9 protein-coding genes and 1 pseudogene are annotated in these 11489 nt (G+C 64.0%); 6 read left to right on the forward strand and 4 right to left on the reverse strand.

Translation table 11 applies throughout. The features are described from left to right. Positions 1 to 117: 117 nt before the first annotated feature. From IVA79_RS32435 to IVA79_RS32445, 3 genes and pseudogenes are all read right to left on the reverse strand, one after another. Entirely contained in the window at positions 118 to 1344 is a 1227-nt protein-coding gene (locus IVA79_RS32435) for an ABC transporter substrate-binding protein (RefSeq protein ID WP_247560836.1), read from the reverse strand. A gap of 256 nt (positions 1345 to 1600) precedes the next feature. Then, a complete protein-coding gene (locus IVA79_RS32440; protein ID WP_247560838.1) occupies positions 1601 to 2827 on the reverse strand; it encodes an ABC transporter substrate-binding protein in 1227 nt (408 codons plus the stop codon). 145 nt (positions 2828 to 2972) lie between these two features. After that, a pseudogene (locus IVA79_RS32445) lies at positions 2973 to 3328 on the reverse strand (DUF1304 domain-containing protein). A 101-nt stretch (positions 3329 to 3429) separates the two neighbouring features. Here IVA79_RS32445 and IVA79_RS32450 point away from each other — a divergent pair. Continuing rightward, positions 3430 to 3960, forward strand: a complete 531-nt coding sequence (locus IVA79_RS32450; protein ID WP_247560840.1) for a methylated-DNA--[protein]-cysteine S-methyltransferase — start codon at positions 3430 to 3432, stop codon at positions 3958 to 3960. 9 nt (positions 3961 to 3969) lie between these two features. Here IVA79_RS32450 and IVA79_RS32455 read toward each other — a convergent pair whose 3' ends face one another. Next, positions 3970 to 6759, reverse strand: a complete 2790-nt coding sequence (locus IVA79_RS32455; RefSeq protein ID WP_247560843.1) for a [protein-PII] uridylyltransferase — start codon at positions 6757 to 6759, stop codon at positions 3970 to 3972. A gap of 187 nt (positions 6760 to 6946) precedes the next feature. Between IVA79_RS32455 and IVA79_RS32460 the strand changes: the two genes are divergently transcribed. The 5 genes from IVA79_RS32460 (at position 6947) to IVA79_RS32480 (ending at position 11412) form a co-directional block, all read left to right on the forward strand. Beyond that, positions 6947 to 7918: an aliphatic sulfonate ABC transporter substrate-binding protein gene (locus IVA79_RS32460; RefSeq protein ID WP_247560846.1), complete on the forward strand. Its 972-nt coding sequence runs from the start codon at positions 6947 to 6949 to the stop codon at positions 7916 to 7918. Positions 7919 to 8213: 295 nt separating this feature from the next. Next, a complete protein-coding gene (locus IVA79_RS32465; protein WP_247561529.1) occupies positions 8214 to 9059 on the forward strand; it encodes an ABC transporter permease in 846 nt (281 codons plus the stop codon). Positions 9060 to 9064: 5 nt separating this feature from the next. Next, complete coding sequence (locus tag IVA79_RS32470; protein ID WP_247560857.1) at positions 9065 to 9850, forward strand: ABC transporter ATP-binding protein; 786 nt, start codon at positions 9065 to 9067, stop codon at positions 9848 to 9850. Between the two features lie 55 nt (positions 9851 to 9905). After that, positions 9906 to 10415: an OsmC family protein gene (locus IVA79_RS32475; RefSeq protein ID WP_247560859.1), complete on the forward strand. Its 510-nt coding sequence runs from the start codon at positions 9906 to 9908 to the stop codon at positions 10413 to 10415. 193 nt (positions 10416 to 10608) lie between these two features. Continuing rightward, positions 10609 to 11412 carry a hypothetical protein gene (locus tag IVA79_RS32480; protein ID WP_247560861.1) on the forward strand — a complete coding sequence of 268 codons (804 nt, stop codon included), beginning with the start codon at positions 10609 to 10611 and terminating at the stop codon, positions 11410 to 11412. The last annotated feature ends 77 nt before the right edge of the window (positions 11413 to 11489 follow it).

The raw sequence follows: 11489 nt of genomic DNA on the forward strand, positions 1-11489 counted from the left end.
CAAAGGCCGGGGTGCGCGAATGCGCATCCCCGGGGCGTGCCCACCATGTCTGTCGTGACCGTGAGAAGATGGTGGGCACGACGCTTGCGCGTCTTTGCCCACCCTACGAGATCACCTCTAACCCGCCGGACCCGCGTCCTCCAGGATCGGGCCGAACAGCTCCCAGCGTTCACCGTTGAACTTCATCATCTGAAGTTGCTTGTTGACGCGATAGTCGGTCGGTGAGGTGTTGGCCTTGATGCCGGGCAGCGACAGGTCGAGCTCCACGTCCTTCAGGCTGGTGGCGACCTTCATGACGTTGTCGCGGGTGAGATCGTCGCCGCATTTCTGGAGCACGTAGGCCATCAACTGCGAGGTCGAGTAGCCGTAGCTGTTGAAGCTCGAATCCTTGTCGCCATCAGGATAGTACTTGGCCATGAACTCGAAATATTTCTTCATGCCCGGATCATCCTTCCAGGTCGGATCGAGCGGATCCTTGCCATAGTTGACGCTGATCACGCCCTTGGAGGCTTCGAGGCCTGCGGGCTTCATCACGGCGCCGACCGAGGTGGCGTTGATGTCGAGAATGTGCACGGGATGCCAGTCGAGCTCGGCGATCTTCTTGATCGCCTGCGCGGCCTGTTTCGGCGTCGTGGCGCTGAAGAACAGATCGGCGCCTGCCGACTTGATCTTGAGGATCTGCGAATCGATGGTGGGGTCGGAGACCTCGTATGAAGCTTCCGCAACGATCATGCCGGCGGCCTTGTCTCCAAGCCCGGCCTTGATGCCGTTCAGATAGTCTTTGCCGAGATCGTCGTTCTGATAGAGGACTCCGACCTTGGCGTTCGGATGGTTCTTGATGATGTACTGGCCGTAGATGCGGCCTTCGACGAAGTAGTTGGGATTGAAACCCATCGTCCATGGAAAGTTCTTCGGGTCCGTGAACTTCGAGGCGCCGGTGGCCGCGAACAGTTGCGGCACCTTCTTGGCGTTGAGATATTTCTGCACGGCAGCGTTCGACGGGGTGCCGAGAAGCTGGAAGGTGAGCAGCACCTCGTCGCTCTCGACCAGCTTGCGCACCTGCTCCACCGCCTTCGGCGGCGAATAGGCGTCGTCGTATTGGATCAGGTTGATCTTGCGGCCATTGATGCCGCCCTGATCGTTGATCATCTTGAAATAGGCGGCCTGGGTCTTGCCGATCGTGGCATAAGCGGAGGCGGGGCCGCTGAACGGGTTGGTCTGACCGATCTTGATTTCGGTGTCCGACGCACCGGGATCATATTTCTTCTGGGCGTTGACCGTCGAGACCGACAGCGCCAAAGCGAGCGCCGTGCCAGTGACCAGATGCAAAAATCCGTTCCTCATTCGCAATTTCCTCGATCTGTTATCTCGATGATCTTTCCGCCGCCGTGGCGGCAAGCGGACGTCATCGCTGAGCGGGAGTGTGGCGGAGGCCTTGCTGCAACGCAAGGCGGGTAAAACCCGCAGTTCGTAGGGTGGTGAGCCGAAGGCGTAACCCACCACGTCTGCGCCGCTGAGGCCGAAGAGGTGGGTTACGCCTAGCGGTTTGCGCTTCGCGCAATCCGCGGGGCTAACCCACCCTACGAGATCCGCCCTTGAACTAACCCGACGGACCCGTGTCCTCGATGATCGGTCCGAACAGCTCCCAGCGTTCGCCGTTGAACTTCATCATCTGCATCTGCTTGTTGACCCGATAGTCGTTCGGTCCGGTGTTGATCTTGATGCCGGGCAGCGCAAAGCTCGGGACGAAGTCCTTGATGCTGGCGACCTGCTTCATGACGTTCTCGCGCGTCAGGTTGTCGCCGCATTGCTTCAGGACCTGCACCAGCAGCTCCGCCACCGAATAGGCGTAGGTGTTGACGGTGTTGAGCTTGTCGCCTTCGGGGAAATATTTGTCCATGAAGGCGAAGTAGGCCTTCACACCCGGATCGTCCTTCCACTGGGGATCACCGGGGTCCTTGCCGTAATTGGTCGAGATGATGCCCTTGGAGATGTCGAGACCTGCCGGCTTCAAGGTCGCCGACACCGGGCTCGCGTTGATGTCGAGAATGTGCACCGGCGTCCAGCCGAGATCGGCCAGCTTCTTGATCGCCTGCGCCGCGAATTTCGGTGTCGATGCGTCATAGAAGAGATCAACGCCCATCGACTTCAGCTTGACCACCTGCGAGTCGACGGTCGGGTCGGTGACCTCGTAGGACACTTCGCCGACGATCATGCTGGCGGCCTTGTCGCCGAGGCCGCTCTTGAGGCCCGCGAGATAGTCGCGGCCCATGTCGTCGTTCTGGTAGAGCACGCCGATTTTGGCGTTCGGATGCTCCTTGAGAATGTACTTGGCGTAGATCCGTCCCTCAGACACGTAGTTGGGATTGTAGGCGATGGTCCAGGGATAGTTCTGGGGGTCGTTGAAGCGCGCCGCGCCGGTCGAGGCCAGCAGCTGCGGCACCTTCTTGCCGTTGAGATATTTTTGCACGGCGGCATTGGCCGCGGTGCCGATCAGCTGGAACGTGAACAGCACCTCGTCGCCTTCGACGAGCTTGCGCACCTGCTCCACCGTCTTCGGCGGCGAATAGGCGTCGTCATATTGGATCAGATTGATCTTGCGGCCGTTGATGCCGCCCTGATCGTTGATCATCTTGACGTAGGCGGCCTGGGTCTTGCCGATATTGGCATAGACGGAGTAGGCGCCGGAGAACGGCACGGTCTGGCCAATCTTGATTTCGGTGTCGCTCGCCCCGGTGTCATATTTCTTTTGTGCGAGGGCTTGAGTGGCGGAGAACGCGAAAGCGAGCGCCGCCGTGGCAGCTAGGAAGGCTCTGCGATTGTTCATGTTGGTTGTTCCTCCTGACGGAATTTTCGGCCGACGGTCTTTTTCCGTTGATTGCAACGGTCGCCATCGCTGCCGAAGATTGTGGAGGAAGCTTCGCCGCCGCGCAAGGATCGCAGCGCTCCGCCGTAGCGTCTCAGGCCAGAAGCTAAGCCAGGAACAACGCAGCCAGCGCGACCGCCGCCGGCAGCGCCTGCACCATCAGGATGCGGCGGCTGACGGTCGCGGCGCCATAGGCGCCGGCCACGATCACGCAAAGCAGGAAAACGCCTTGATCTGGAATGCGAAGGCTGGATTGCCGTGGGCGAGACCCCAGATCAGGCCGGCGGCGAGGAAGCCGTTATAGAGCCCCTGATTGGCAGCCAGCACTTTCGTGATCTCGGCCTTGTCCGGCGTGTTACGAAACACCTTCAGGCCCTGCGGCTTGTCCCAGAGGAACATCTCCAGGATCAGGAAGAAGACGTGCAGCGCGGCGACCAGCGCCACCAGGACATTGGCGATCAGGGTCAAAGTCAGCTCCCCCCAGAAGCATCAGCTTTCGGGTGGACGTTAGCATGGCCGGCATGGCAAGTGCGATGAGCGTGTTTCGATGTGATGGTGTCGCAATGGCCAGCCGATCAACCAAACTCCCTGTCAGCTTCGGCCTCGATCGCCTGACGACGCCGATCGGAATCGCCTTGCTGGTCACCGACGCCGAGGGTGCGCTGCGTGCACTCGATTGGGACGATTACGAGCACCGCATGCGCGAGCTCCTGCGCCTGCACTACGGCGCGGTCGATCTGAGCGACCGGCCTGCGCCCGCGGCGATGCGGATGGCGCTGTCGGGCTATTTCGAAGGCGATCTCGGTCAGCTCTCGAGCATCGCATGGCGCATCGCCGGCACGCCGTTCCAGCAGAAGGTCTGGACGGCGCTCGCGCAGATCCCCGCGGGCACCACCATGAGCTATGGCGCGCTCGCCGCAAAGATCGACACGCCGAAAGCCATTCGCGCCGTCGGCCACGCCAACGGCTCCAATCCGATCAGCGTGGTGCTGCCCTGCCATCGCCTGATCGGCGCCGATGGTTCGCTGGTGAAATATGGCGGCGGGCTGGAGCGGAAGAGGTGGCTGCTAAGGCACGAGGGGGTGGAGGTGTAGGTCGCCCCCTCACGCCGCCGGCTGGACCGCCTTGTCGCCGGCCATCACGTGGGTCAGCGCGCTCTTGATCGCGGCCTGCCGCGTCGGCGCGTTGATCTGGGCGCCGAGGAGGTCGGTGACGTAGAACACGTCGCGGGCGCGCTCGCCGAAGGTCGCGACATGGGCCGAGGCGATGTTGAGGTTGAGCTTGGAGATCGCGGTGGTCAGCTCGTAGAGCAGGCCGGGGCGGTCGAGGCCGGAGACCTCGATCACGGTGTAGCGATCGGACCATTGGTTGTTGATGGTCACTTCCGGCTCGATCACGAACGGTCGCGCCTTGCTGCGCACGGTGCGCCGCGCCACCACTTCGGGCAGGCGCAGCTTGCCTTCCAGCACGTCCTCGATCATCTCGCCGATGCGGGTGGCGCGTCGTCCCTCGTCCTCGTCGCGGTCGTATTCCCTGGAGATCGAGATCGTGTCGAGCGCGCGGCCGTCGGTCGTGGTGTAGATCTGGGCGTCGACGATGTTGGCGCCGGCCGAGGCGCAGGCGCCGGCGATGATCGACAACAGCCAGGGATGGTCGGCGGCGAAGATCGTGAGCTCGGTGACGCCGCGCACCTCGTCGAAGCCGACATTGATCGCGAGCTTATGGCCGGCCTGCTCGCTGGAGCGGACGAAACGGGCGTGACGGATTTTTCGCGGGAGCTCGACCTTGAGCCAATAGGCCGGATAGTGCCGGCCGATATAGGCATCGAGCTCGTCCTCCGGCCATTCGGCGAAGGCCATGCGGAATTCGGCATGGGCAGCCGCGAGGCGCTTGCCGCGATCGACCTCCGAGAATCCGCCGGTCAGCACCGGCTCGGTCTCGTAGTAGAGCGAGCGCAGCAGCTGCGCCTTCCAGCCGTTCCACACGCCGGGCCCGACGCCGCGGATGTCGGCGGTGGTCAGGATGGTCAAGAGCTTCATCTGCTCGACCGACTGCACCACCGCGGCGAAATTCTCGATGGTCTTGCGATCCGAGAGGTCGCGCGACTGCGCGACCGTGGACATCGTCAGGTGCTCCTCGATCAGCCAGGCGATGAGCTCGGTGTCGGCCGGGCTGAAGCCGAGCCGCGGGCAGAGCCGGCGCGCCACCTTGGCGCCGGCGATGGAGTGATCCTCCGGCCGGCCCTTGGCGACGTCGTGCAGGAGCGTGGCGATGTAGATCACCGCGCGGTGCTCGGGCCGGGACTTGCGCATGAGGTCGCTGGCGAGTGCGAACTCCTCGATGCCGCCGCGCTCGATGTCCTGCAGGAAGCCGATGCAGCGGATCAGATGCTCGTCGACCGTGTAGTGATGATACATGTTGAACTGCATCATCGAGACGATCTTGCCGAAGGCGCGGATGAAATGGCCGAGCACGCCGGTCTCGTTCATCCGCCGCAGCACGACCTCCGCATTGTCGGAGGTCAGGATCTCCATGAACAGCCGGTTGGCTTCGGGATTTTCGCGAAGCTGCGCGTTGATCAGGCCGAGCGACCGCGTCACGTCGCGCATCGCATCCGGGTGGAAGGCGAGGTTGTTCTTCTGCGCCAGGCGGAAGATGCGGATCAGGTTGACCGGATCGTGCTTGAACACGTCGGGCGCCGCGACGTTGATGCGGTTGTTGTCGACGAGAAAGTCGTCGCTGTCAGGGACGCGCCGCTTCACCGCGGTCGGCCGCAGCCGCGCCATCATCCGGCTCAGCACCGGCGCGGGCTTGGCCTGCTGGTCCTCGAGCTTGGCGCAGAGGATGGCGGTGAGGTTTCCGACCTCCTTGGCGACCAGGAAGTAGTGCTTCATGAAGCGCTCGACGTCCTGCATGCCGGGATGCGAGGTGTAGCCGAGCCGTATCGCGATCTCGCGCTGGAGGTCGAAGGAGAGGCGCTCTTCGGCGCGGCCAGAGTAGAAGTGCAGATTGCAGCGTACCGACCAGAGGAAATCGGCGCAGCGACGGAAGCTGCGATATTCCTGCGCGTCGAACACGCCGCGCTCGACCAGCTCGCTGGTGTCGCGCACGCGGTAGACATATTTGGCGATCCAGAACAGCGTGTGCAGGTCGCGAAGAGCGCCCTTGCCGTCCTTGACGTTGGGCTCGACCAGATAGCGCGACTGGCCGCCGCGGCGGTGCCGCTCCTCGCGCTCGGCGAGCTTTGCGGTGACGAATTCCGATGCGGTGCCCTGCACCACCTCCTTGTCGAAGCGCGCGACCAGTTCTTCGTAAAGCGGCTTGTCGCCGGTGAGGAAGCGCGTTTCCAGGATTGCGGTGCGGATCGTCATGTCGCCGCGCGCCTGCCGGATCGATTCGTCGACCGAGCGCGTGGCGTGACCGACCTTCAGCCCCATGTCCCAGAGGCAATAGAGGATGGCCTCGGCGACCTGCTCGCCCCAGGCCGTCTGCTTGTACGGCAGGATGAACAGCAGATCGATGTCGGATTCGGGCGCCATCAGGCCGCGGCCATAGCCGCCGGTGGCGACCACCGCCATGCGCTCGGCGCCGCTCGGGATCGGCGAGCGGTAGAGATGGCGGGTCGCCGCCGAATACAGAATGCGGATGATCTCGTCCTGGACGTGACACAGCCGCTCGGCGCAGCGACGGCCGTGGCGATCCTTCAAAAGGATTCCCTGGGCCGCAGCACGCGCAGCGATCAGCTCGGCCTTGAGCAATTGCGCCATGGCGGTGCGGAACGCGTCTTCACGTCCCTGATGCTTTTCGGCAAGCGCATCGACCGCGGCGGTGATCCGCGCTGTGTCGAAACGATCGTCCACCTCGGCCTTGTGCTCAGTCGCGACGCTGTCCATGTCTCACCGGATATAAGAGGCGGCAGGCGCTGTCACCCGCCATTCTCTGGCAATAGTCGTTCCATGCTGGAAAGCTGCGGCTTCGGGCAAATCTGTTCTCGGCCGGCACGCTTTCAAGGTGCGGATTTTCTCGTTGACCTCTAGATATAACTCATTGAAAAACAATGAAGTTTTGGAGGAGGCTGGCATGACCTGGATGACACGACGCGTTCTGCTGGCGGGAGCGGTTGCGCTCGCCGCGACGCCTGCGGCAAAGGCGGCGGATCCGCTCAAGGAGATCCGCATCGACTGGGCGACCTACAATCCGGTGTCGATGGTCCTGAAGCAGAAGGGGCTGCTCGAGAAGGAGTTCGCCAAGGACGGTATCACCGTCACCTGGGTGCAGTCGGCCGGCTCCAACAAGGCGCTCGAATTCCTCAATGCGGGCTCAATCGATTTCGGCTCGACCGCGGGCTCGGCGGCGCTGGTAGCGAAGATCAACGGCAACCCGATCAAGTCGATCTATGTCTATTCGCGTCCCGAGTGGACCGCGCTGGTGACCGGCAAGGACTCCAAGATTGCGAGCGTGGCCGATCTCAAGGGCAAGCGCGTTGCGGTGACGCGCGGCACCGATCCGCACATCTTCCTGGTGCGCGCGCTGCTTGGCGCCGGCCTCACCGAAAAGGACATCACGCCGGTGCTGCTCCAGCACGCCGACGGCAAGACCGCGCTGATCCGCGGTGACGTCGATGCCTGGGCCGGCCTCGATCCGATGATGGCGCAGGCCGAGGTCGAGGAAGGCGCAAAGCTGTTCTACCGCAAGGCCGACGCCAACACCTGGGGCATCCTCAATGTGCGCGAGCAGTTCTTGAAGGACCATCCGGACGCCGCCCGCCGCGTGCTCGCGGTGTATGAAGAGGCACGCAAATATTCGCTGGCAAATTACGACGAGCTGAAGAAGACCTTCATCGCCGTCACCAAGCTGCCCGAGGCCGTCGTCGACAAGCAGCTCAAGGAGCGGACCGAGCTCACCCATAGCCGCATCGGCGCGCCCCAGCGCGAGTCGATCCTCGCCGCCGGTCTCGCGCTCCAGCAAGCCGGCGTCGTCGATGCCAAAGTCGACGTGAAGGCGACACTCGACGCCCTGATCGACGACGAGGTCCCGCTGCCGACGAATTGATCCTCTTACCCTCCCGCTTGCGGGCCGGGGTATCGGATATGGAGCGATCTCGCCTGTGGCCATCCTTCGAGACGCCCGCCGTTGGCGGCCCTCAGGATGAGGATCGAGGGCGTTGCGCCAGTTTCAACAGGCTCCGATGCTGCTTAGCCTCATCCTGAGGAGCCCGCACAAAGCGGGCGTCTCGAAGGACGAGGCGCGCGCTCAGCTCGCAAAGAGCCACATGCGATTCCCCTGCCCTCCAGGGGAGGGTAAGAGGCTCCTTGCATTCCCTCGTCAGACGCGCTTGCTAATGACCATGATCTCCGACGCGCCAGTCCTGCAACAAGCCTCCGAACCAGCCGAAAGCGCTGCCGCGCCGTCGCGGCTGTCGCGCTATGCGCGGCCGATGCTGGGACTGCTGCTGCCGTTGACGCTCGCGCTCGGTTGGGAACTCGTGGTCTGGCTCGGCTGGTCCAACGGTCGGCTGGTGCCGCCGCCCTCGCGCATCTTTGCCACCATCGCCGAGCTCGCCCGCTCTGGCGAGCTGGTCCGCCACATCACCGCGACGCTGTGGCGCGTCGCGCTCGGCTTCGCATTCGGCGTGGTCGCAGGCACGTTGCTGGGGGCCATCTCCGGCTATTGGTCGCTCGCGCGCCGGCTGCTCGATCCGACCGTGCAGGCGCTGCGCGCGATCCCGTCGCTCGCCTGGGTGCCGCTGTTCATCCTCTGGCTCGGCATCTTCGAGACCTCGAAGGTTGCGCTGATCGCGGTCGGCGTGTTCTTCCCGGTCTATCTCGGCGTGATGGGCGCGATCCTCTCGGTCGACCGCAAGATCGTGGAGGTCGGTCGCACCTTCCGCCTGTCCGGCCCGGCGATGATCCGCCGCATCCTGTTGCCCGCCGTGTTGCCGGCCTATGTCGTATCCCTGCGCGTCGGGCTCGGCCTCGGCTGGATGTTCGTGGTCGCGGCCGAGCTGATCGGCGCCTCCGAAGGCCTTGGCTATCTCCTGCTCGACGGCCAGCAGCTCGGTAAGCCCGCGCAGATCCTGGCAGCGATCGTGATCTTCGCCATCCTCGGCAAGCTCACCGATTGGCTCATCGAAGTCGCCGCCGCGCCGTTCCTCCGCTGGCAGGATGCCTTCGTCCGCGCGAAGGGGGCCTAAAGGCAATGCTGGCGCTCGACCGGGTCAGCAAGACCTATCCCAACGGTGTGCAGGCGCTGGCGCGTTTCTCCGCCGAGATCAGGCAAGGCGAGATCATCGCCATCATCGGCGGTTCCGGCTGCGGCAAGTCCACGTTGCTGCGCGCCATCGCCGGTCTCGATCGCGCCAGTTCGGGCACGGTGACGCTCGACAATGAGGCGATCAGTTCGCCCCATGCCAAGATCGGCATCATCTTCCAGGAGCCCAGGCTTTTGCCCTGGCTCAGCGTCGCCGACAATATCGGTTTTGGCCTTGCCGATCTGCCCGCGGCCGAGCGGGGTGAGAAGGTGGCGCGGGCGCTCGAGCGCGTCGGGCTCACCGAGAAGGCGCAGGCCTGGCCGCGCGAACTCTCCGGCGGGCAGGCGCAGCGCGTCGCGATCGCACGCGCGCTGGTGCCGCAGCCCGAGGTGCTGCTGCTCGACGAGCCGTTCTCCGCGCTCGACGCCTTCACCCGCAGGGATCTTCAGGATCATCTGCTCGACCTCTGGGCCGACACGCGGCCGACGCTCGTCCTCGTCACGCATGACGTCGACGAGGCCGTGGTGCTGGCCGACCGTGTCCTGGTGATGCGGCCGCGACCGGGGCGGCTGTTCGATCAGATCGAGATCAATCTGGGACGACCGCGCGACCGCAATTCGCCGCTGTTCGAGAATTTCAAGCGAAGTGTGCTGACGTCACTCGACCGTTCGCTCGACCGCAGCGTGCCCGACCGTGACGCAACCCAGGGTCCCGGTCAGGCCATGTGGTGGTGACAATTTCTCTGCGAGCCGGTACATCGAAGGGCGATTTTTCCGGGAGAGAACGAACATGGACGCTGCAGAGCTGCGCCAGATGCAGGCTCCGATCAAGGAGCGCTACAAGACCGACCCCAAGACCGCGCTGATCACGCTGAAGGCCAAGGGCTCCACCGATAGCGAAGGCATCGCCTGCAAGGTCGAGACCGGCCGCGCCATCGCAATGGCGGGCCTGCATCCTGCGACCGGCGGCTCCGGCCTCGAGCTCTGCTCCGGCGACATGCTGCTCGAAGCTCTGGTCGCATGCGCCGGCGTCACGTTGAAATCGGTCGCGACCGCGATCGAGGTGCCGCTCAGGACCGGCAACATCTATGCCGAGGGCGACCTCGATTTCCGTGGTACGCTCGGCGTCGACAAGGAGACCCCGGTCGGCTTTGCCGAGATCCGTCTGCGCTTCGAGGTCGACACCGATGCGCCGCAGGACAAGCTCGATCTCCTGCTCAAGCTGACCGAGCGTTATTGCGTGGTCTATCAGACCATCAAGAACGGCCCAAAGGTGTCGGTGTCGATGCAACGGATGTGAATACCCACCTCTCCCACAGGGAGAGGTCGCACCCAACGGGTCGCGCCGAAGGCGCGCCCGATGGCCGGGTGAGGGGCTGCGCTCTCGCATGGACCTGACGCCCTCACCCGATTTGCTGCGCAAATCGCCCTCTCCCTCCGGGAGAGGTGAACGAGCCCGCGGAAAAATTCCTCAACAATAATAACCCGCGTAAATGTCGCCCGACCTCCACTTCATCCTCTTCCTTCTCCTGCGCATGGCGATCGCTGCGGCGTTCGTCGTGACGGCGTCGATCATCACCGAACGCGCCGGACCGGTGATCGGCGCGCTGGTCGCGACCCTGCCGGTGTCGGCGGGGCCCTCCTATGTCTTCCTCGCGCTCGATCACGACGCCGCCTTCATCGCGCAGGGTGCGCTGGCGAGCCTTCCGATCAACGCGGCGACCATCTTCATGTGCCTCACTTATGTCGTGCTGGCGCAGCGGCACAGTCTTCTGGTGAGTTGCGGCAGCGCGGTCGCGATCTGGATCGCGCTTGCTTCGATCATGCGCCAGTTCGCGTGGCCGCTCACCGCGGGTCTCGCCGCGAACCTGATTGCGTTCGCCATCTGCATCCCGCTCTTGGCGGGTTATCGCCATGTGAAGATGCCGCTGGTGACGCGCCGCTGGTATGACGTGCCGATGCGGGCTGCATTGGTCGCGACCCTCGTCGCCATCGTGGTCTCGACCTCGGGCTGGGTCGGTCCCCGGATCAGCGGCATCATCGCGTTGTACCCGGTCGTGTTCACCAGCATCATGGTGATCCTGCATCCGCGCATCGGCGGCCCGCCGACCGCTGCCGTGCTCGCAAACTCCGCCTGGGGCCTGCTCGGATTCGGCATGGCGATTGCCGTGATGCACGTCGGCGCCGCCAATTCCGGCTCCGCGATCGGCCTCAGCATGGGGCTAGCCACCTGCATCGTGTGGAATCTGACGCTGTGGTGGAACGGGCGAAGGAAGCGACTGGCAGCGGCTTCGTAGCTTCGTAGGGTGGGCAAAGGCGCGCACTTCGCGCGCCGTGTCCACCATCTCTCCGCGATCTCCACTATCGCATGGTG

The sequence above is a fragment of the Bradyrhizobium sp. 138 genome (assembly GCF_023074075.1).
In the GTDB taxonomy this organism is placed as follows: domain Bacteria; phylum Pseudomonadota; class Alphaproteobacteria; order Rhizobiales; family Xanthobacteraceae; genus Bradyrhizobium.

Excerpts from the sequence above, each read along its gene's own strand:
- IVA79_RS32465 (WP_247561529.1), top strand. The coding sequence starts at position 8,214 with ATGATCTCCGACGCGCCAGTCCTGCAACAAGCCTCCGAACCAGCCGAA.
- IVA79_RS32475 (WP_247560859.1), top strand. The coding sequence starts at position 9,906 with ATGGACGCTGCAGAGCTGCGCCAGATGCAGGCTCCGATCAAGGAGCGC.
- IVA79_RS32480 (WP_247560861.1), top strand. The coding sequence starts at position 10,609 with ATGTCGCCCGACCTCCACTTCATCCTCTTCCTTCTCCTGCGCATGGCG.
- IVA79_RS32470 (WP_247560857.1), top strand. The coding sequence starts at position 9,065 with ATGCTGGCGCTCGACCGGGTCAGCAAGACCTATCCCAACGGTGTGCAG.
- IVA79_RS32460 (WP_247560846.1), top strand. The coding sequence starts at position 6,947 with ATGACCTGGATGACACGACGCGTTCTGCTGGCGGGAGCGGTTGCGCTC.
- IVA79_RS32440 (WP_247560838.1), bottom strand. The coding sequence starts at position 2,827 with ATGAACAATCGCAGAGCCTTCCTAGCTGCCACGGCGGCGCTCGCTTTC.
- IVA79_RS32455 (WP_247560843.1), bottom strand. The coding sequence starts at position 6,759 with ATGGACAGCGTCGCGACTGAGCACAAGGCCGAGGTGGACGATCGTTTC.
- IVA79_RS32435 (WP_247560836.1), bottom strand. The coding sequence starts at position 1,344 with ATGAGGAACGGATTTTTGCATCTGGTCACTGGCACGGCGCTCGCTTTG.
- IVA79_RS32450 (WP_247560840.1), top strand. The coding sequence starts at position 3,430 with ATGGCCAGCCGATCAACCAAACTCCCTGTCAGCTTCGGCCTCGATCGC.